The sequence below is a fragment of the Pedobacter sp. AC190 genome (assembly GCF_979258025.1).
Map to the genome: position 1 here is coordinate 284,514 of NZ_OZ409824.1, position 21,680 is coordinate 306,193.

Below are 21,680 nucleotides of genomic sequence, written 5' to 3' on the forward strand. Positions count from 1 at the left end.
CATAAAGTATATTTACAGATATGGCGAAAAAATACATCTACTGGGTTTTATTTCTTCTATTAGCTATGACGACAATCGTAGCCTATTCATTCCATATTGGATATGTAATACCCCAAAAAGATAAACATGCAGACTGGCCGGAATATCCAAATCATTCAAATAGAAACTTGGTTATTATTGAGGATAAAAAAGAAATCATAAACTTCACCACCATTCCGAAAAGTGATTTACTGTTGATTTACTACAAGAATCCTGATTCTACAAATAACACTTACGGCGTAATGAGTAGAAATGGTAAGCTAATTATTGATCTTGGCTATTATACAACGGTTTACATTGATGAAATCCACAACCGTTTAATTGCACAAAGTTTTGGCAGCAATGATTCGTCTAAATTTACAGTTTATGATGCCAGAACATTTAAACCTCTTACAGCTCATTACAAGAATGTAAATATAGAGCAAAGTTTTGATGCTTATTTAAAGATAGAGCGTGGCATTAAAAAAGTTGATAGCGATGGTTACAAGCAAACCGTAATTGCATTAAAACCTGGAGAAACCGAGGTACTTTTTAAAGAAAAGTATATTAAAAAGAACGCAAATCTGGCTTCTTTATTAAAGGGTTTGAAAGAGCTTTACCCTTTTGATGATGATCAGCAAGATGGCTTCAGAAATGCAGGTTACGTAAAAATAGATCGAAACGGAGTAATTTATAAATTCGACTATTTCGATAAGGAAAAAGAAAGTATAGAAATATTATGCAAAAACTTTTTCGATGATGTATTTAGGGATGAAAAAAGTAAGCCAAGTTTAGCCAATCATATCTCGACTCCCGATAGTAGCATTGTCGTGGCCAATAATTTTGATTCTGGTTTTGGGCTCTACAATCGGGGAACGGCTGGAAGTGGTGGTGGCAGTGGTCCGCTATGGGATCCAAAGTTTGAGCAGATTTACCTTGATTACTACCAACTAAGATTGCATAACTTAACTACATTTTTTAAACAAGATGGAAGAAAAAGTAGTGTATCCGTATACGGCATCGAACTAAACGAACCTAAAAGTGATAACGATACTTTAGTTTTCTTAACGGAAAGCCGTCTTTATTATTTGTATCGAATTCAAAAAGGAAATTAACAAAATATTAATGCTCGCCTTGCAACCTAATATATCTTCATTTGTTTTGCCGATTAAACCTGATTGAAATGAAAATCCTTTTTGCTGTATTCTGAGCGCAGCGAAGGACAGCCAAAAAGATTGTAATGCAAAGCAGGACTAACATTGATTGAAAAACAGAACCCTGATTTTCCAATTCAAAAATCAAAGGAACCCTCATCTTAAAATCATCCCATCCTAAAAAATCCAATTCAAAAATAAAGGAAACCTGATCTTAAAATTCTTCAATCCCAAAAAATCCTGATCTTAAAATCCTTCAATCCTAAAAAATCTTGGTCAAAAATAAAGGGAAACAGAACCCAGTTCTGCCTCCCTACCTTAAACTAAACATTACCTAAAAATAATGTTAATCCTTTACTAGATTATAATTTAAAACCTGTTCTTAAGAATAAGTTTGCAATAGTTACTACGCTCGCAGTATCTAATGGTTCATCGAAACATTCTACAGCAGCTGCTTTGGTAACTCCCGTGTTTCCATTAATACCTGTAATGGTAACGCCTGCCTGTACATCTAAGTTCTCACCTGCATAAACTGCATCAACTTGTGGCACACCTGTATCGTTTGAAATACCACCTGCACCAAGACTAACCCATGGTTTAATTGAAGCACCATTTGCAGCCAACATTTGACGGATGTGGGAAGCATGACGAGCTTCTACCGAGTGAATTTGTAAAGCTGTAGTTAATACGGCATTACCCTTTAAAACAGTTGCTTGTCCTTTGTAAGCTCTTACGCCTGTATCTTCAAAACCTAATGCAACTTTTAAGAAAGTTAAATAGTTCGAATAAACATCACCGAAAGTTCCACCTGCAGTAAAATCTGTCATTGCATAAGTAATCTCCGATCTTGCAGAAGTACCTAAAGCACCTTTTAACAAGTTAACGTGTGCCAATTCGTGATCGCGAATGGTAGTAATTGCTGCTAATGGCGCACCTGTTGGAATGGTCAAGGTTGGTGCAGCTATTAATGCATGGTTATAATAATGGTATTCTAAATATTCTAACGATAAGGCAAAGTTTAATGTTGCAACTACGGCTGTTGGCAATGTTTGACCATAAGCTTTGTTAAACATAGAACCTAATGCTAATGGAGCTGCAGCTAAAGCGATTTTTTTACCCATTGAGTAAAAATCTTTCATAGCTGATCTTCTCGGACTTAATCTTTCATAGATTTCGCCATCAACTTTTTCAATTTCTTCTAATATATTTACGATATTCATGATTTCAGGAGATTAAGATTAAAGATTAATTACGTTAATTTTTGTTTTGATGTATTTACCTGCAATAGCCAAAACTTTATCTGGTGTTAATGCACCATCTAAACCATTCGCATTACTTGCACCTAAAGCAGTTAAGCTATTTAAATCTGCAAATGTTCCGTTAGAGATAATATCTCTGATATATGCTGCGTGACGAGCCTCTACAGAAACAATTTTACCTGCTAAAACTAAATAAGCATCAGTTTTAATACGAACACCAGCACCGTTATAAGCAGCAACACCTAAATCTTCGAAAGCCATTGCAGCGCCTAAAACACTAGTTGCACTTGTAAAATCTATTGAAGAAAAATCTACCTCTAAACTTCCAATTGCTGCAGTACTTAAAGCGTTTTTGAAAAACTCTCTGTGTGCAACCTCATGAAACTGAATATCTTGAAAATAAGCTTTTTGAGCTGTTGTAAATGCTGCTGGCGGAGCCGCTGCAACTTTTACATAAAATGCTGCTTCTAATTGTTCTAAAGCGTAAGCGTAATTTAATACTCCAAAATCGTCTTTAAAATCTAAAGTAGCTCCTGCGTTCATATCAGGATAACCACGATCTTTTTTACAACCAGCCGCAACTAATGCCATACCCGCTGCGCTTACACCAGCATACTGTAGAAAAGACCTGCGGCCTAAACTACCATTGAATAAACTTTCTTCCTGAAGTTCATCTTTGATTTTTAGTTCATTGTTTTTCATATTTTCTTTACGTTTAAGTTTTTTTTACTGGGTTTTGCTGATATATACGTGACAATTCTCTGCTCGGTTTTTTGGTTTTTGATTTTTTTTTACAACCTGTTTTTAATACATTCACAAACCTATTGCTATGACTATACTAAAAGCTATTATTGTTGATGATGAGGAGTTTGCCCGATCATCTCTTTTTTTTCTACTACAGCAAAACTGTCCGGAAGTAGAAATCACAGGGATTGCCCGCTCTGTGGCCGAGGCAAAGGATATTTTGGCCAACCACCCCATCAATTTAATCTTCCTTGATATTGCCATGCCTGGTGGAAATGGTTTCGAGTTGATTGCCGATGCGCAACAACACAATGCAGCCGTTATTTTTACAACAGCTTACGATCAGTATGCATTAAAAGCAATAAAGGCAAATGCTTTAGATTATCTTTTAAAACCAATAGATATTGATGAATTGAAAATTGCCGTTAATAAGGTTTTAGAATATACCCGGCTACATCAAACACTTGATAAAACAGATGAGCGCATTACAAATCTTGCTTCAAGCTTAGGAAATCGATCGGAAATAAGAAAGCTAACCTTGCCTTACGGCCAAGGATTTAAAATGATTGATGTTGATGATATAATTTACATTGAGGCCGATAGCAATTATTCTGTTTTTCATTTAAGTAATCACGATAAAATAACCGTTTCGAAGGTGTTAAGAGAATTCGAAGAGCTTTTACCTTCCGATCAGTTTGTTAGAATACACAAATCAAGTATCATTAATCTAAATCATTTAAAAGAATATAACTCTAAAAATGGTTTACAAGCTTTGCTTAAAAATGGCGATAACATTAATGTATCGAGAAGAAGGGCCAGCGATTTTTATGAAAAAATAAAACTTTTTACAAAATCTAAAAGTGAGCATTAGCAAAATCATAAAGCTTATTTTTTCGGTTTTAAACCGACTTATTTATGCAAAAAAATCATTTGCATGTTCACTGCTTTTGCTTTTTATATTTGCTTTTCTAAGCCTAAAATCATTCTCTCAAACCACTTACCTTCCACATTATACGTCTAAAAATGGCTTGGCAAGTAATAATTGTTACTACATTCTTCAAGATAGAAAGGGTTTTATTTGGATTGCAACGGATGCTGGATTAAGTCGTTTCGACGGAACTAACTTCCAAAATTTCACAATCGAGGATGGTTTACCCGACACGCAAATTCTTCATATGCGGGAAGACAAGGAAGGCAAGCTTTGGTTTTTAGCACTTAATGGTCAACTCAGTTATTTAAAAGATGGTAAGTTTTACAATCAGGATAATAATAAGCTACTCAAACAACTTAATTCCAACACCGTTATTGTATCCTTTTTAGAGGATAAGAAAGGAAGAATATGGTTAGGTACAAACTCTAATTTAATTGTGCTTTGGGATGGAAAATCAGTTAAAAGATTTGTTTCCCCACATGTAAACGAGCAATTTACAAATGCATTTCTTCATGAAGACGAAAAGGGAAACATTTACGCCTACAGCGATTTAAGCACACAAAAATTTGATGGTAATCGTTTTGAATTAACAGATAATAAAGTTAGTCCAATTTCATACATGACTGCTTTTAATGCGCCAAACCGCTCCTTATATTATTTAGATGAGGCAGGCTTAAAGCAATTTCAAAACGGGGTGGTTAAACCGCTCTTCCCTATTCCTGATAATTTGCTAAACAATATGGCAGGTTATTTTTATTACGATGATAAAGATCAGGAAGTGTGGCTTGCAAGCAACAATGGTGCTTTAGTGATGAACAAAAGTGGCAAAACCGTGATGTATCTGCAAGGCGTTTCGGTTAATCAATCGATAAAAGATAACAGCAACAATATGTGGTTTGCTACAAATCAGGGTATTTATATGCTTCCAAATATAAATTCCCGTTTATCAATTATCGATGCAGAATCGGGTTTAAGCAGCAATGTAATTAAAAGCATTACTAAGGATAACAAAAACAGACTTTGGTTGGGTACAGACGATGCCGTAATAGACATCCTAAACATTAAAAATTTCCAGATTGATGAAGTTGGGTTGGATGATTACAAAAAATACAAAACCATTAAGCAAATCACGTACGATCATAAAAACCAATCTATTTACTTTGCTTCAGATTATGGTTTAGGAGTTTTTAAAAATATTTATCAAACTAAAGATGATGTTAAATACTTAAAAGAAACGAATAACTCGATGTTTGTAATCAAACATTTTAGCTTAAGCGAGTATAATAATCGCCTGGCTTTAGCACTTTCATCGGGCGTGGTTTTTCTTTCAGATCGGTTTAACCGACTAGAATTTAACTCATTGAAATATAAGGAGAAAGAAGACTTTTTCAAAGACCGCTCCTATCATGTTTTTTATGATAAAAATGGAGATTTATGGTTTTCTAATATCGACGGCCTTTCCGAATTTTCTAATGGCAAACTTATTCAGCACTTTAGAAACAATATTTTATTAACCAAAAGGATAAACGACATTCAACAATTGCCAGATGGAACCTTAATACTGGCAACGGATGGTTATGGTTTATTATTTTATCGGGATAACAAAATCATTAAGCAAGTAACACAAAAAAATGGTTTAACAAATGATATCTGTACTCGATTATTTATTAAGAACAATGAAATCTGGGTGTTAACCAATAAAGGGGTAAACAAAGTTTCGGATTATGCAGGCAAAGCTGAAGTCATCAATTTCGATTACGGTAAAGATTTACTTACCGAAGATGTAAACAACCTTTATATTGATGATAGTACTGCTTATTTCGCCACAAATAAAGGCCTAATTCTTTTTAAATACAATAACAAAAACACGGTTAAAACTTTACCTAAAGTCTACATCACATCTATAATAAAAGATAAAGAACGGTTACCCATAAATAAAAACAATTTTATTTTCGAAAGCGGTAGCAACACCATCGTTTTTACTTTTGGAGCGGTAGATTTTACAACCAGCGACATTACTTTCCGCTATAGGTTAAGTGAAAATGCCAACTGGGTAGAAACGCGAACAAGGCGACTTGATTTTTCTGCGCTTCAACCTGGCGATTATATTTTCGAAGTTAGCGCAAAAAGCCAGAATAACGAATGGGGTCCATCAGCAAAAATATCTTTTTCCATTAAAAAACAATTTTGGCAAAGCTTATGGTTCCTTACCATTTTAATTTTACTGGTTGGGTATGTATTTTACAAGTTAGCGGTTTATATTACACGCAGACAAAAAGATAAAGAACAGGAACAGCTTCTACTCAAAAATAAAATCTTAATGCTCGAACAACAAGCTTTACAAGCAATGATGAACCCTCACTTTGTTTTTAATGTTATGAATTCGATTCAGCATTACATCAATACACAAAATACGGCATCGGCTAATAAGGTTTTAACTGGTTTTGCAAGGCTGATTAGAAAGAATTTAGAAATCTGTACAAAAAGTTACATTTCTATTGAAGAAGAATTAGAATACTTAAACCTTTATCTTAAGCTCGAAAAAAATCGTTTCGGCGATAAATTACAATATGTTATTCACGTAGATGAAGATATTGATAAAGACGATACTCTAATTCCTTCGATGCTTTTACAGCCTTATGTAGAAAATGCAATATGGCACGGCATAATGCCCAAAGAAACTGGTGGCGAAATTCAAATTAATATCAAGCTGAAAAATGATGATTACCTAAACATCGAAATTATAGATGATGGTGTAGGCATTGAGAACTCTTTAAAGGCTAAAAAAGATGCACATATTAGTAAAGGCATGCAGTTAACCCGCGAACGTTTAAATCTTTTAGGTCAGATTGAAGCAAAACCTATACACTTAGATGTACACCAAAATGCCGAAAATGGTACAACCGTATTCATTTCTATACCACTTAAATAGAAATATTACCGTTTACTCAATTATTAATACCACTCACTAAATAGAAATAACGTTGCATTAAGTTTAGCCTTAAACTTGTGTTAGAAATAAACGATAGTGTTTATCAAAACGTTCTTATAGAATTGATATAGATATTTAATAACCTAACCTAAAACTATATCTTAATTCAGGTTTCATTTGTGTGTTAAAAGCGGTCTTGTTTTTTAAAAAGCGAGACCGCTTTTTTTTGCCCAAAAATTTTATTTTTGTATATGCCTCAAAACAAAATCACCAGCCACATTGAAGCCCTCATTTTTTCTTCTGTTCAAAGTATTAGTGTGCAGGAAATTATCTTGGCATTAAATGCTGTTTTTGGAGAAGAACACATCGAAAGCCAAATTTTCGAGAGTTTAGATTTGATAAAGGAAAAATATAATCATGATGATTTTGCTGTAGAATTGGTACACTTAAACAATGGTTATCAGTTTTTAACTAAAAAAATCTACCACGAAACAGTTAACCAGCTGCAACTACATCGCTCTAAAAAGAAATTAAGTCAGGCGGCAATGGAAACATTAGCTATAATTGCTTACCGCCAACCCATAACAAAATTAGAAATAGAGCAAATAAGAGGTGTAAATTCTGATTACTCGGTACAGCGCCTTTTAGAAAAAGAATTAATAAGTATCGAGGGTAAAGCTGAAACTCCAGGAAGGCCTATTTTATATACTACAAGTAGCTTATTTATGGATTATTTTGCATTGAATAACCTTTCACAATTGCCACAATTAAAAGATATTTCCAGAGCGGAAAATACAATCGGAGAAACTGCAGAATAAATTAATTTTAATTTGTTTACAACCAGCTTGTTATTAAAAAAAGTTTTTTCGTATTTTTAAACTATAAAAGCAATTTTTATTTTTGTTGTATGAAAACTCCAAAGAAATCCCCGACAAAACCAACTACAAAGAAAGAGGTAGAAGATAATGACGATTTTGAAGATGATGCAGATATTACGCCTGCGAAAAAATCAAAAGATGAAGATGAAGACGACTTTGATATGCCGTTAGATGACCTGGATAACTTCGACAATTTTGATGACGACGATGACGATTATTAATTTTTAAAAAACTATATATTTGAAAAAGCATCCGCCCGCTTGGTAGGATGCTTTTTAATTTTAAAACTACCCATGCAAGTTATACAAGTAAGCAATAATTCTCTAAAAAACGATTTTCTCAAAACACCAAAAATCCTTTATAAGGAAGATAAAAACTGGATTTGCCCTTTAGATTCAGAAATCGAAAATGTTTTTGATCCTAAAAAAAATAACTTCTTTAACCATGGAAAATGTACTCGCTGGGTTTTAAAAGACGATTCTGGTAAATTAATTGGTCGGGTAGCTGCTTTTATAAATGAAAAAAAGGCATTTAATTACGAGCAACCTACTGGCGGAATGGGTTTTTTTGAATGTATTGATGATGAGAAGGCCGCCTTTCTTTTATTTGATACTGCTAAAGCCTGGTTAATCGAAAATGGCATGAAAGCTATGGATGGGCCGATCAACTTTGGCGAGAACGACTCTTTTTGGGGATTATTAGTTGAAGGTTTTACGCCTCCATCATTCGGTATGAATTATAATTTTCCTTACTACGAGAAATTTTTCGATGCTTATGGTTTTACAAAAGAATACGAACAATTAACCAACCATATTAATTTAACAATTCCATTTCCAGAGCGCTTTACAAAAATTGCTAATTGGGTTAGAAACAAACCTGGATATACTTTCGAATATTTCACTAAAAGTAATTCTGAAAAGTACATTGCAGATTTAATGGAAATCTACAATGATGGCTGGCAGGATTTCGAAAACTTTGTTCCCATTAAAAAAGAAACTTTAGAAGAAAGTTTTAAAAGCATGGAGCCTATAATGGATGAACATTTAATTCAGTTTGCTTACTTTAACGGCGAACCAGCATCATTTGTGGTACTTATTCCTGACGCCAATCAAATGATTAAAGGTTTTGATGGAAAGCTAGGATTGATCGAAAAACTGAAATTTGCCTACCGTCGCTGGGTTGGTGTTACCCGTATGCGAGCCATTGTAATGGGTACCAAACCCAAGTTTCAAAAACATGGGTTAGAATCTGTTCTATTTATCAGGTTGGGTGAATATGTGTTACCTAAAAATCAATATAAAGAGTTAGAATTAAGCTGGGTTGGCGATTTTAATGAGCAAATGATTTCTATCCATAAAGCAACTGGTGCAACATTTGGTAAAAAGCATTTAACCATGCGTAAGGTTTTTTAAGTATATAAAAGCGTATAAATTCTGGGTCTATACGCTTTTATATTTTGGAAGATTTATAAGCAGTACACTTCCCAAAATAATAGCTAAGCCAATAATCTGCGTAACCCCGATAACTTCGTTGGTAAAGCTTAAACTAAGTAAAACAGCTACTACAGGATTTACATAAGCGTAAGTACTAACTTGTGTTGCAGGCCGCATTTTTAACAACCATACATAAGCGCTAAATGCAGCTATGGAACCAAAAACAATCAAATAGGTTATCGATAACCAGGCATCCAAAGAAATACTGCTCCAATCTAAAAATTTAAATTCTGATTTTATAAAAGTTCCTGGTAAAAAAGCCAGGCTAGCCATAAGCATTTGCCAGCCTGTATTTACAGAAACCGAACCTTCTGTTGTTGGATTATACTTCGAATAAAGAGAACCTCCAGCCCACGCGATTGGCCCTACAACCAGTAAAACCATTCCAATAATCTGTAAGCTACTTTGCGGCTTATCTAACGCCTGTAAAAGCTGATCGCCAAACAAAACAATAACGCCAAAAAAACCGATTAAAATACCAGAAACAATATATTTATTACTAAGGTTTTCTTTCCACTTCGGTTTGTCTAAAATTATAAACCATATAGCGGCAGAGGCTACCATTATGGCTACCAAACCACTTGGAATAAACTGTTCTACCCAGATAACTATGCCATTTCCAATGCCCAACATTAAAATACCGCTAACCGCAGCAATTTTTATTGTTTTGCTATTAAATATTTGCTCTCCTTTCAACTTACACCATACCAGCATCAAAATACCTGCCACTGAAAAGCGAAAGACACCAAGAATAAAGGGCGGAAAGCCCGCAAGTGCCTTTTGTATAAAGAAGTATGTTGAACCCCAAACCAGATAAACTATGGCAAAAGCTAAATACACCAGAACTGGTGAAGATGATTTATTTAAATTAGTCATGATTTATTTTTCAGGAATTATCAATTGTTGCTGTTCCTTAACGGTTTCCAGTACTATAGTAGTTTTAACAGATAAGATATTTGGAACTTTGCTAAAAGAATCGCGTAGCAAAGCCATCAGTGAAGCCGAATCTGCCGTTCTTACTTTCACTAAAAAGCAATCATCACCCGCTATAACATGCACTTCCTGTACATCAGGGATTTTAGCCAGTTCTCTCGCTGTATCATTACAACTGAAACTTTGAGATGATTTCATCGAGATAAAGGCCAATAATTTCAAATCGACTGCAACAGGATTTACCTTGGCATAATAACCCGTAATAACATTTTTCTTTTCCAGCTTCTTCACCCGTTCCAAAACAGCCGAGGGAACAAGCTCTAAGGACTTGGCCAAATCAACGTTTGAAATTCGGGCATTGGCTTGCATCAGCCTAAGAATTGCCAAATCAACATGATCTAAAGTAAAGCTCTCATCATTTATCATTCTGTAAATCTATAAATATTTCGAATAAAATTCAAAATAAAAACATATAACAGAATTATATTCAGTAAAAACTCTAATTAAAAGATAAACAGAAAATATTAGATCCCTAGTTTATCATAGAGATCAATAACCTTTTTACGTAGTTTATTGATCTCTTCTTCTTTTTCAGACAATGATTGTTTTAGAGCGGTTAGCTCTTCGGAAGAATTTGACGCTTCGAAACTTTCTCCTAATAATTGTGCAGCAGAAACTTTAAATGCCTTGGCAATTTGCAGCAATCGGGAAATATTTAAATCGGTTTGGTTCGTTTCTATTTTACAAAAGGCTGGAGTTGAAATATTAAGTTTCTTCGCGGCTTCTGCCTGACTCAGGCCAAGGGCAACCCTACTCTGCTTAATATGCTCTCCAACACTTTTCATTCAATATTAGCGAGTTAATGAATTAGCCAGCTCAGGTAAATCGAAACCAGCATAATTACCCGAACTCATCATTAAAAGATTGGTATCCTTGTAATTTTGGCTTAATAAATATGCTTTCAATTTCGCTGCATCATTAAAAAATTTCAAACGTGGATTCGAAAAAGCTTCCTGAACATCACTTTCACTAAAAGGTTCCATTCTTTTCTGTTCAAAAGATTTCAGGTCGATAAAAACTATTGCGTCGTCCGCTTTATCCATAGAACCTGCATATTCTTTTAAGAAATCTTTGTTTAGACTACTGAATGTGTGCAACTCGATGCAAGCTATCAATTTTCGGTCGGTAAACTGACTTTTTACAGCTTCAATAGTTGCCTTTAATTTCGATGGTGAATGGGCAAAGTCTTTGTAAACATTTGTCGATTCATCAGCAGAAATAACTTCAAGACGTTTTGCTGCTCCAGTAAAAGAAGAAATTGCTTCGTTAAATTCAGCTTCACTAATATTCAACTGCGCACAAACCAACTTGGCTGCGTTCATATTCATTAAATTATGATCGCCAAATACTTTTAGTGCTGTTTTTTCTGGTAGCAAAAAGGTAATACCATTTACAATTTCATGTTCTGGAATAGCATAACCAATTTTCTGAACCTTCGCATTAGAATGCGTTACAATTTCATTTAAATCAGCATCCGCTTTACAATAAATTAAAGTACCGTTTTCTTCGATGGTATCGATAAACTTATCAAATTGTAAAGTATAATCTGCATAAGTTGGAAAAACATTAATATGATCCCATGCGATACCGCTAATTACGGCGACATTGGCTTTATAAAGATGAAATTTTGGCCTTCTATCAATTGGCGATGATAAATACTCATCACCCTCAATAATCATAACTGGCGCTTCTTTAGTTACTTTAACCATAGTTTCGAAGCCAGCTAATTGTGCACCAACCAAATAATCAAAATCACGATTATAATAGTTCAAAACATGTAAAATCATGCTGGTAATCGTTGTTTTACCATGACTACCACCAATTACTACACGCAGTTTATCTTTACTTTGTTCGTAAATATATTCGGGGTATGAGTAGATTTTAACGCCTATTTCCTGGGCTTTTAATAATTCAGGGTTATCAATTCTGGCGTGCATGCCTAAAATTACGGCATCTAAATCGGTAGAAATTCTATTTTCATCCCAACCCATTTCAGCTGGCAACAAACCATACTTATCTAGTCTCGATTTTGCGGGTTCGAAAATCACATCATCTGAACCAGAAATTTGATAACCCTTTTTATGAAGCGCAATGGCAAGGTTGTGCATGGCACTTCCGCCGATTGCAATAAAATGTATACGCATATCTATTTTTCGATAAAAGAATAATGAGCAGATTTTTCTCTTGCGTCATTATCTTTGTTCTTTACTCTTCTATTTCTTCTCGAACTGAGCAGCAACCCAATCGCCATTTTGTTTGTGATCAAGGTATTTTATGCCATACTTAGCACACTCAGCCGTAATCATGCTTAAATCTGGATCCAAATAAAAGCCACTAAAGAAAATTTTTCCTTCTGCTTTCAAAACCTCTGCGTATCTACCGATCTGATCTAAAAGAATGTTTCTATTAATATTTGCTAAAATAATATCGTACTCCTCATTTGGGATCACTTCTTTACTACCACAGAGTGCTTCCAGGTTTTCAACATTGTTTAACGCAGCATTTTCTAGCGTACTTTCATAACAAATATCATCATAATCGATTGCCATTAAAGTTTTAGCGCCTAATTTAGCCGCTAAAATTGCTAAAATTCCTGTGCCACAACCCATATCAAGAATATCTTTATCCTTTACATCGGCAGCAAGAATATACTGCATCACCATGGTTGTAGTTTGATGATGACCAGTACCAAAAGCCATTTTCGGGTCTATAACAATCTCGTAAGGATAAGATGGTTGCGGTTCATGGAAGGTTGCCCTTACATAACAAACATCATCAATAATTAACGGATTGAAATTTTTCTCCCATTCAGCATTCCAGTTTTCGTCGGCAACATCCTCTAAAAAATATTCTGCCGTGAAATCTTCTGCATAATTAGCGAGCAGGCCTATCAGGTCCTGCTCGTTAAAATTTTCTTTTATTACGAAAGCGGTAAACCCATTTTCGCTGTCTTCAAATGTATCAAAACCAGTATCTGCTAAATCACTGATCAGCAAATCTTGTTGGTATTCTTTAATACTTTTGAATTTAAAAATTGCTTTTATGTATTGCATTTAGCTATTTAATGCTTTAATAATATCTGTAAAATCACGTGATTTTAATGATGCACCACCGATTAAGCCGCCATCAATATCTTTTTGAGCGAATAAACTTGCAGCGTTGCCTGGGTTACAGCTACCACCATATAAAATTGTAGTATCATCCGCTATATTGAAACCATAATTTGCTTCAATTTCAGAACGAATAAATGCATGAATATCTTGTGCCTGCTCTGGCGATGCAGTTAAGCCTGTTCCGATTGCCCAAACTGGCTCGTAAGCAATAACTACTTTTTTGAAATCCGCTTCAGTTAAGCTAAAAAGACCTTCTACTAATTGTTTCTTTAAAACTTCATAATAACTTCCATTATTACGCTCATCTAAAGTTTCACCAATACAAAAAATTGGTTTTAAATCGTGTGCTAAAGCTGTTTTGGTTTTTGAAGCCAATAATTCATCGCTTTCTGCCTGGTATTGTCTGCGTTCTGAGTGACCTAAAATTACATATTCTACTCCAACAGATTTAACCATTTTCGCAGAAACCTCACCTGTATAAGCACCGTTTTCTTTATCGTGAATGTTTTGAGCACCGATAGCAACATCAGAACCACCGAGTTTAGCCAAACTATTTAAATGAATAAATGGAGCACAAATTATAGCCAGTTGATCACCTTTGCGTTCATCCTTAACCATATTTACAATTTCACTGAATAACGAAACACCTTCGTTATAATCCAAATTCATTTTCCAGTTACCTGCTACTATTTGTTTTCTCATTATATTTTAGTTTTGATTTTTTAAAGATCACATTTATATTAAAAATTTCTATGAGCTGCTGTCAGCTCATAAACCTTAGTTAAAATTTCCTTTTCCGTATCGTTAAAGATTACGTTTTTCCGTCCAAAAACTTTTTCTGTAGTTTCGAACATCTTATCCAGTTTATAGTTTTCGAAACCATCGGCACCGCCCCAACTGAAATCAGCAATGTGATTTGGGGGTAAACCTCCTCCAAAAATATTTGCGCTAACGCCAACAATTGTACCTGTATTAAACATGGTATTTATGCCAGATTTAGCATGATCAGCCATAATTAAACCACAAAACTGTAAATTGGTGTTGCGCATTTTTTTATTTTCATAATCATAAAGCTTCACTTCAGCATAGTTATTTTTTAAGTTCGAATTATTGGTATCTGCACCAATATTACACCATTCACCTAATACAGAATTACCTAAGTATCCATCGTGCCCTTTAGCCGAGTTACCCCAAATTACTGAATTATTAATTTCGCCACCCGCACGGCTATTTGGCCCTATAGTAGTACCTGAATATATTTTTGCACCCATTTTAATAGATGAGTTTTCGCAAAGCGCAAAAGATCCTCTAATCAAACTTCCTTCCCAAATCTCGGCATTTTTACCTACATAAATAGGCCCATAACCACTATTTAAAACACTACACTCTGCTTTTGCACCTTCTTCAAAAAAGATATCATCGCCCAATAATTGATTGGTACTACTTATTTTAGCAGAAGTACGCCCTCTAGTTAAAAGCTCAAAGTCCTTTCTAATTTCTGCAGGGTTATTTGTGAAAATATTCTCAGGATATGTAATCCTTACAAAATCTCTGGTGTATTGAATCTCTTTATTAAATGTCACCGCTTTAAAATCAGCAGGATCATTATGATGTGCAATAAGAATATCGTCCTTAATCAGTACTTCACCATCTTTCAATTGGCTTATCGCATCAACTAAAGCCTGATCAGGACAAATTGAGCCGTTAATAAAAAGACTAGGGTTTTTCTTGGCTGGGTACTTTACCGAAAGATAGTCTTGAGTTTGGAAACCAAAATCGGCATTTAGATGTTTTGCCCACTTCTCAGCTATTGTTAAAATACCTATGCGTAAATCGGCTACAGGCCTGGTAAAAGTAAGCGGACGTAATGTTTCCCAACTGGAATCATCAAAAAGATTGATTGTCATAAGCAGCAAAAATAAAAAAAGTCCCGATGCTTTTGGCAAAGGGACTTCAAAAAATGCTTTTTGTTGCTAAAATTATTTCTTAGCGTAACGGTTTTTGAATTTATCGATACGTCCTGCAGTATCAACCAATTTCATTTTACCTGTATAAAAAGGGTGAGACATGTGAGAAATCTCTAATTTGTATAGAGGATACTCGTTACCATCTTCCCATTTAATTGTTTCTTTAGTATCTACGCAAGATTTTGTTAAGAAAGCATATTCGTTAGACATATCTTTGAAAACAACTGGTCTGTAGCTTGATGGGTGCAAATCTTTTTTCATTTGAATATTATTTTAAGTTATCTATGTGAAAGCATCAAGAACATTTAGTTGCAATTTGCTGGCAACAACGCTTATGACATTTTCTATTTGTCTTTTCAACCTCTATTTTAGAGGATGCAAATATCCTAATTTTATTTTTGATTTACAATAGCAAAACCAAAATTTAAATAACAAGTTTTTATCAAATCTATTTAGGTACAAATATTTAAAATCTATATTTATAATTTAAAGCATTGATAACTATCCCAAATGAACAGAAGAAATTTCATAAAAAGCGGTTCTGCTGCAGGTTTAATTACAACAATCGGCTTACCTGCATCAGCCGCGATAGTTACAAACAATGATATTACAACAGCCTTTAAAGACGATTTTGAATTAAACGAAATTACAATAACTGAATTACAAAACCTGATGAAGAACGGCAAAGTTTCTTCTAAATCGATAACAAAGTTATATTTAAAAAGAATTGAAGCGCTAGATAAAACAGGTCCGAAACTAAATGCCGTTATCGAAATTAATCCTGATGCTTTAGAAATTGCCAGCAAAATGGATGAAGAGCGTAAAGCTGGTAATATTAGAGGCATGATGCACGGCATACCTGTTTTAATTAAAGACAATATTAATACGGCTGATAAAATGCAAACCACGGCTGGGGCTTTAGCCCTAGCGGGCAATATAGCTTCCCTTGATGCTTTTATTGTTAAAAAACTTCGTGAGGCTGGCGCAGTAATTTTGGGTAAAACTAATCTTAGCGAATGGGCAAACTTCCGTTCAACCCGCTCTTGCAGTGGCTGGAGCAGCAGAGGTGGTCAAACTAAAAATCCAAATATTTTAGATCGAAGTCCAAGCGGCTCCAGTTCTGGCTCGGGTTGTGCAGCTTCTGCAAACTTATGTGCTATTGCAATCGGAACCGAAACCAATGGCTCTATAATTGCACCATCATCGTATAATGGTCTTGTAGGTTTTAAGCCTACAGTGGGTTTGTTAAGTCGTAGCGGAATTATCCCCATCTCCAAAACACAAGATACGGCAGGCCCGATGGGCAGAACGGTTACTGATGTTGCAATTTTGCTCTCTGCTTTAACAGGAGAAGATGAGCAGGATGAAGCAACCAAAGATAACTCGGCTAAAACACAAAAAGATTATAATCAGGCATTAAAAAACGATGGTTTTAAAGGAAAGAAAATTGGTATTGAAAAATCGTTTTTAACTGGCCATGAAGGCGTTGTAAAATTATATCAAAATGCAATTGCTAAATTAAAGGAACTTGGTGCCGAAATTATTGAGGTAGAGCTTTTAAAAGAACTTAGGGTAATTGGTTCAGCAAGTTTTACGGTACTTCAATGCGAATTTAAAGATGGTGTTAATGCTTACTTAAAAACAGCAAATGCAAAAGTTAAAAATTTAACTGAAGTTATTGCTTTTAATAAAGCAAATGAAAATACAACCATGTCCTACTTTAAGCAAGAAACCTTAGAAAGCAGTGATAAGGCGCCGGCCATTTCGAGTGCAGCATATAAAGAGGCTGTAGAAAAGGTTCTTTCTTCGAGAAAAATAATTACAGATTTAATGGCAAAAAACAATTTGGATGCTATTGTAGGTACGAGTTATGGCATTCCATCTTTAATTGATTTGTTTAATGGCGATTACAGCAATGGTTTTTATTTTTGCAGTCCAGCTGCAATGGCTGGTTTTCCACATATAACAGTGCCGATGGGAAAAATTTACGAATTACCTGTTGGCTTATCGATTATGGCAAATGCTTACGAAGAAGATAAAGTTTTAAATATGGCTTTTACTTTTGAACAGGCAACGAAACATAGAACTGCGCCAAAGTTTCTTAAATCATCTAACTTTTCATCAGGGATTTAACACTATGTAATTTATAGTTATACCCCAATACATACTTGGTTTTAAGTTGGGTATGTTACAAGGTAAACAACCGAATAACACCCGAGATATACCTGAGTAATACTGAATTAGAACTGGTAATAAAAGGACTAAGAATACTTAGAAAGAGAGGTAGTTTTTAGTTTTTCACCATCTAAGAAAACTTAAGAGAATCTTAGTATTGTATTCACTTTATGCTTAGCTTACAAGCTATAATTTCCTGGGCTTGTACTTTAGGATTTAGTTTTCACCATCTAAGAAAACTTAAGAGAATCTTAGTATTATATTCACTTTATGCTTTCAGCTTACAAGCTATAATTTCCCAGGTTTGTACTTAGGGTTTAGTTTTTCACCATCTAAGAAAACTTAAGAGAATCTTATGTATTATATCCACTTTATGCTTTAGCTTACAAGCTATAATTTTCAAGGTTTGTACTTTAGGGTTTAGTTTTCACCATCTGAGGAAACTTAAGAATATCTTAGTATCATATTCACTTTATGCTTTCAGCTTACAAGCTTATATTCACTTTATGCTTGCAGCTTTTGGCTTAAAGCTTATAAGCTATACTTTTTCCAGGTTTCTACTTTAGCTTTTTGTCGTGAGATATAGGCATTAGCAATAACTTCTGCCGAACTTAAGCCTTCTGTATTTTCTAATAACTCTTTTAATTTATATTGATCGACATCTGCCTTGTAAAGTATCTGAATGAGTTTAGGGAAATCATGATCGACGAGGTATGCAAAAGCATCAACCATTGCCTGATGCAATTGATTTTCCGTCAATTCATTTTGAATATCAAAATCTTTGCTGATGATTTTAATTAAGGATAAGTTATCGCTCACAAATAAATTATTAAGATTATAGAGTTGTAGGCTTCGCTGTTTTGCCTAGTACCAAAGGCCAAAATTAATAAACCTGATGAAAATGAAAAGCCCGCAGTGCAACGAGGACTTGAAATGGACAGCAGGACTACAGCAGAAATGAAATACAGAACCAATCGTTTTCAAATAAAAACAAACAGGTAAAGAATTAGCAACCTTTTTTACTTTCTATTTATTCCCTACACCCACTTAATTTCCTGGCATATTTCTATTAAAACGCCGTTTGTATCTTTTGGGTGTACAAAGCAAACCATTTTATTATCGGCTCCCTTTTTGGGCGATTCGTTAAGCAGTACAAAACCTTCGCTATGCAGCCTTTCCATTTCGGCTAAAATATCATCGACAAGGAAGGCAATGTGATGAATGCCCTCTCCTTTTTTTTCTATGAACTTTGCAATAGCGCTATCGGGCGAAGTAGCCTGCAATAACTCGACTTTGTTATCGCCAGTTTTAAAGAAGGCAGTATTTACAAATTCTGACGCAACTTGCTCTGTTTTATAACAATCGGTGTTGAGTAATTTCTGATAGATATCTATAGAATTATTCAGGTCTTTTACTGCTATGCCAATGTGCTCTATCTTATTCATAGATTATAAGGTTATGTGAATGTAAAAATGCAGGTTTTCTCTATAACCTCATAGCTATTATTTATAATTGTTAAATAAGTTTTTTCGTATCTTTGTAGTAGAAATAACAGAACTGAAATGAAACAGCCGATATATTTAGATAATAATGCCACTACACCTCTTGATCCGAGGGTATTAGAGGCAATGCTACCTTACTTTACTGAGAAATTTGGAAATGCCGCAAGCCGTAATCACGCTTTTGGTTGGGTGGCAGAAGAAGGAGTTGATTATGCTCGTGAGCAGGTAGCCAAACTAATTGGCTGTACCGAAAAAGAAGTTATTTTTACATCAGGTGCAACTGAAGCTGATAACTTAGCTATTAAAGGTGTATTTGAAATGTATAAAGAAAAGGGCAACCACATTATTACTGCGGTTACCGAACATAAAGCTGTTTTAGATACTTGTAAACACCTTGAAAAAAATGGTGCTCGTGTTACCTATTTAGGCGTTAAAGAAGATGGTTTAATTGATTTAGCTGAATTAGAAGCTGCTATGACTCCAGAAACTATTTTAGTTTCGATTATGTATGGCAACAACGAAATTGGTGTGATTCAACCCGTTAAAGAAATCTCGGCAATTGCACACAAACATGGCGCTTTATTTATGACTGATGCTACGCAGGCAGTTGGTAAAATTCCTGTTGATGTAAATGCTGACGGGATTGATTTGATGGCTTTCTCGGCACATAAAATGTATGGTCCGAAAGGCGTTGGTGCACTTTATGTACGTAGAAAAAACCCAAGAGTTAAAGTAACTTCACAAATGGATGGCGGTGGCCATGAGCGTGGAATGCGTTCTGGTACATTAAACGTTCCAGGTATTGTTGGTTTAGGTAAAGCTTGCGAACTTTGTCGTTTAGAGATGGAAAGCGAAACTATTCGTTTATCAGCTTTGCGTGATAAGTTAGAATCGACTTTAAACAAAATGGAAGAAAGTTATGTTAATGGTAATACACAACACCGTTTACCACATGTAGCTAATATCTCTTTCAAATATGTTGAGGGTGAAGGTTTAATGATGGCCATGAGCGATTTAGCAGTATCTTCGGGTTCGGCTTGTACTTCAGCTTCTTTAGAACCATCTTACGTTTTGAAAAGCTTAGGTTTATCTGATGATTTAGCACACTCTTCAATTCGTTATGGTTTGGGAAGATTTACTACTGAAGAAGAAATTGACCAGGCGATTGCAGTTACTGAAAAAGCGGTTAATCACTTAAGAGAACTTTCTCCACTTTGGGAAATGTTTAAAGAAGGAATTGACTTGAGTAAAATTGAGTGGGCAGAACATTAATTTGCAAAGCAAATTAATGTGTTGTGTGTTACAAGTTGCCTGTTACATGTTTAGATGCTTAGCATAAAGCGATTAGACTGAAAACAGACAACCGATAACAGTAAACTAATAAATTAAAATCATCTCTTCGGAGATATAAAGAAATAAAATCATGGCATATTCAGAAAAAGTAATTGACCATTACAATAACCCACGTAACGTAGGTACATTAAATAAAGACAGCAAATTTGTAGGAACTGGTTTAGTTGGCGCACCTGAGTGTGGCGACGTAATGCGTTTACAAATTGAAGTTAGTGAAGATAACGTAATCACTGATGCTAAATTTAAAACATTTGGTTGTGGTTCGGCTATTGCTTCTTCTTCTTTAGCTACAGAATGGTTAAAAGGAAAAACAATTGATGAGGCTTTAACTATCGACAATATGGATATTGTTGAAGAATTAGCTTTACCTCCAGTTAAAATTCACTGCTCGGTGTTAGCAGAAGATGCAATTAAATCGGCCATTAACGATTACCGCGTTAAAAATGGCTTAGAAGCAATTGTGTTAGAGAAATCGCACCATTAATAATAGTAGCAAGTATAAAGAATCAAGTATCGAGATTGGATTTCGACTTGATAAAACCTTGATACTTGATACTAAAATCTTGATACTATGATTACTATAACAGATAAAGCAAAAGAAAAAATCACCCACTTAATGCAGGATTCGGAAATGGGTTCTGATTACTTTTTACGTGTTTCGGTAAAAGGCGGTGGCTGTTCAGGTTTATCTTATAATTTGGATTTTGATAACGAAGAACAAAAAGGCGATCAGTTTTTTGAAGACAGAGGAATCAAAATTGCATTAGATATGAAATCTTTCTTATACCTAGCTGGTACAGAATTGGATTTTACTGATGGGTTAAATGGCAAAGGTTTCAACTTTATTAATCCAAATGCTAGTCGCAGTTGTGGTTGTGGCGAGAGTTTCTCAGTTTAAAATTCATTACAAATAATATTTCAAAGGCCTCGATATTTTCGAGGCTTTTTGCGTTTTAAACATTCATAAATGCGAAACAGCGGAGTAATTGAATTAGTAGTGATAAAAGGAGATTGCTTCAAGCCTTGCAGTAACGTTGAGACGATAATGTGAGTAAATCTCGTTGATCTTCGGGAAAAATATACAAACCAAAATCAGCTCGCATACATCAATTTACATTTTTAAACCAAAAAGTATTATAATTGTTAATTATAACGAACACCAAATAAC

The 21,680-nt window shown here is 34.7% G+C and carries 22 protein-coding genes; 10 read left to right on the forward strand and 12 right to left on the reverse strand.

Annotation, left to right across the window (positions count from 1 at the left end):
* Positions 1-20 precede the first annotated feature (20 nt).
* On the forward strand, positions 21-1,133 hold the full coding sequence (locus ACZZZI_RS01325; RefSeq protein WP_463488398.1) for a hypothetical protein: 1,113 nt from the start codon (positions 21-23) through the stop codon (positions 1,131-1,133).
* 401 nt (positions 1,134-1,534) lie between these two features.
* Here the strand turns inward: ACZZZI_RS01325 and ACZZZI_RS01330 are convergent, their stop codons facing one another.
* Positions 1,535-2,392, reverse strand: a complete 858-nt coding sequence (locus ACZZZI_RS01330) for a ferritin-like domain-containing protein (RefSeq protein WP_463488399.1) — start codon at positions 2,390-2,392, stop codon at positions 1,535-1,537.
* Between the two features lie 18 nt (positions 2,393-2,410).
* Positions 2,411-3,133, reverse strand: coding sequence for a ferritin-like domain-containing protein (locus ACZZZI_RS01335; protein ID WP_344769181.1), 723 nt, complete (start codon positions 3,131-3,133; stop codon positions 2,411-2,413).
* Positions 3,134-3,260: 127 nt separating this feature from the next.
* Between ACZZZI_RS01335 and ACZZZI_RS01340 the strand changes: the two genes are divergently transcribed.
* The 5 genes from ACZZZI_RS01340 (at position 3,261) to ACZZZI_RS01360 (ending at position 9,328) form a co-directional block, all read left to right on the forward strand.
* Positions 3,261-4,046, forward strand: coding sequence for a LytR/AlgR family response regulator transcription factor (locus ACZZZI_RS01340; RefSeq protein WP_316761421.1), 786 nt, complete (start codon positions 3,261-3,263; stop codon positions 4,044-4,046).
* A gap of 157 nt (positions 4,047-4,203) precedes the next feature.
* Positions 4,204-7,038: a sensor histidine kinase gene (locus ACZZZI_RS01345; RefSeq protein WP_463488400.1), complete on the forward strand. Its 2,835-nt coding sequence runs from the start codon at positions 4,204-4,206 to the stop codon at positions 7,036-7,038.
* A gap of 251 nt (positions 7,039-7,289) precedes the next feature.
* Positions 7,290-7,856 carry an SMC-Scp complex subunit ScpB gene (scpB, locus tag ACZZZI_RS01350; RefSeq protein WP_463488401.1) on the forward strand — a complete coding sequence of 189 codons (567 nt, stop codon included), beginning with the start codon at positions 7,290-7,292 and terminating at the stop codon, positions 7,854-7,856.
* Between the two features lie 89 nt (positions 7,857-7,945).
* Positions 7,946-8,137 (forward strand): hypothetical protein, encoded by a 192-nt coding sequence (locus ACZZZI_RS01355; protein ID WP_316761412.1) that lies wholly within the window; start codon positions 7,946-7,948, stop codon positions 8,135-8,137.
* Between the two features lie 72 nt (positions 8,138-8,209).
* Positions 8,210-9,328: a GNAT family N-acetyltransferase gene (locus ACZZZI_RS01360; RefSeq protein WP_463488402.1), complete on the forward strand. Its 1,119-nt coding sequence runs from the start codon at positions 8,210-8,212 to the stop codon at positions 9,326-9,328.
* Between the two features lie 27 nt (positions 9,329-9,355).
* On the opposite strand, the gene ACZZZI_RS01365 is transcribed toward ACZZZI_RS01360, so the two are convergent.
* From ACZZZI_RS01365 to ACZZZI_RS01400, 8 genes are all read right to left on the reverse strand, one after another.
* Positions 9,356-10,285, reverse strand: coding sequence for an EamA family transporter (locus ACZZZI_RS01365; RefSeq protein ID WP_463488403.1), 930 nt, complete (start codon positions 10,283-10,285; stop codon positions 9,356-9,358).
* Between the two features lie 3 nt (positions 10,286-10,288).
* On the reverse strand, positions 10,289-10,768 hold the full coding sequence (locus ACZZZI_RS01370) for an Lrp/AsnC family transcriptional regulator (RefSeq protein WP_463488404.1): 480 nt from the start codon (positions 10,766-10,768) through the stop codon (positions 10,289-10,291).
* 98 nt (positions 10,769-10,866) lie between these two features.
* A complete protein-coding gene (locus ACZZZI_RS01375; RefSeq protein WP_316761401.1) occupies positions 10,867-11,187 on the reverse strand; it encodes a helix-turn-helix domain-containing protein in 321 nt (106 codons plus the stop codon).
* Between the two features lie 6 nt (positions 11,188-11,193).
* The gene (locus tag ACZZZI_RS01380) at positions 11,194-12,546 is read right to left on the reverse strand and encodes a UDP-N-acetylmuramate--L-alanine ligase (protein WP_463488405.1); all 1,353 of its coding nucleotides are present in this window, start codon (positions 12,544-12,546) and stop codon (positions 11,194-11,196) included.
* A gap of 69 nt (positions 12,547-12,615) precedes the next feature.
* The gene (prmA, locus tag ACZZZI_RS01385; RefSeq protein ID WP_463488406.1) at positions 12,616-13,455 is read right to left on the reverse strand and encodes a 50S ribosomal protein L11 methyltransferase; all 840 of its coding nucleotides are present in this window, start codon (positions 13,453-13,455) and stop codon (positions 12,616-12,618) included.
* The gene (tpiA, locus tag ACZZZI_RS01390) at positions 13,456-14,217 is read right to left on the reverse strand and encodes a triose-phosphate isomerase (protein ID WP_316761393.1); all 762 of its coding nucleotides are present in this window, start codon (positions 14,215-14,217) and stop codon (positions 13,456-13,458) included.
* 38 nt (positions 14,218-14,255) lie between these two features.
* Positions 14,256-15,422, reverse strand: coding sequence for a GlmU family protein (locus ACZZZI_RS01395; RefSeq protein WP_463488407.1), 1,167 nt, complete (start codon positions 15,420-15,422; stop codon positions 14,256-14,258).
* Between the two features lie 72 nt (positions 15,423-15,494).
* Positions 15,495-15,743 carry a type B 50S ribosomal protein L31 gene (locus ACZZZI_RS01400; protein ID WP_056090378.1) on the reverse strand — a complete coding sequence of 83 codons (249 nt, stop codon included), beginning with the start codon at positions 15,741-15,743 and terminating at the stop codon, positions 15,495-15,497.
* 249 nt (positions 15,744-15,992) lie between these two features.
* Between ACZZZI_RS01400 and ACZZZI_RS01405 the strand changes: the two genes are divergently transcribed.
* Entirely contained in the window at positions 15,993-17,615 is a 1,623-nt protein-coding gene (locus ACZZZI_RS01405; RefSeq protein ID WP_463488408.1) for an amidase, read from the forward strand.
* A 573-nt stretch (positions 17,616-18,188) separates the two neighbouring features.
* Here the strand turns inward: ACZZZI_RS01405 and ACZZZI_RS01410 are convergent.
* The gene (locus ACZZZI_RS01410; RefSeq protein WP_316761384.1) at positions 18,189-18,476 is read right to left on the reverse strand and encodes a hypothetical protein; all 288 of its coding nucleotides are present in this window, start codon (positions 18,474-18,476) and stop codon (positions 18,189-18,191) included.
* Positions 18,477-18,694: 218 nt separating this feature from the next.
* Entirely contained in the window at positions 18,695-19,102 is a 408-nt protein-coding gene (gene mce / locus ACZZZI_RS01415; RefSeq protein WP_316761383.1) for a methylmalonyl-CoA epimerase, read from the reverse strand.
* A gap of 117 nt (positions 19,103-19,219) precedes the next feature.
* Between mce and ACZZZI_RS01420 the strand changes: the two genes are divergently transcribed.
* From ACZZZI_RS01420 to ACZZZI_RS01430, 3 genes are all read left to right on the forward strand, one after another.
* The gene (locus tag ACZZZI_RS01420; protein ID WP_316761380.1) at positions 19,220-20,431 is read left to right on the forward strand and encodes an IscS subfamily cysteine desulfurase; all 1,212 of its coding nucleotides are present in this window, start codon (positions 19,220-19,222) and stop codon (positions 20,429-20,431) included.
* Positions 20,432-20,582: 151 nt separating this feature from the next.
* Complete coding sequence (iscU, locus tag ACZZZI_RS01425; protein WP_047797365.1) at positions 20,583-20,996, forward strand: Fe-S cluster assembly scaffold IscU; 414 nt, start codon at positions 20,583-20,585, stop codon at positions 20,994-20,996.
* Between the two features lie 87 nt (positions 20,997-21,083).
* A complete protein-coding gene (locus ACZZZI_RS01430) occupies positions 21,084-21,410 on the forward strand; it encodes a HesB/IscA family protein (RefSeq protein WP_025142623.1) in 327 nt (108 codons plus the stop codon).
* Positions 21,411-21,680: the final 270 nt, after the last annotated feature.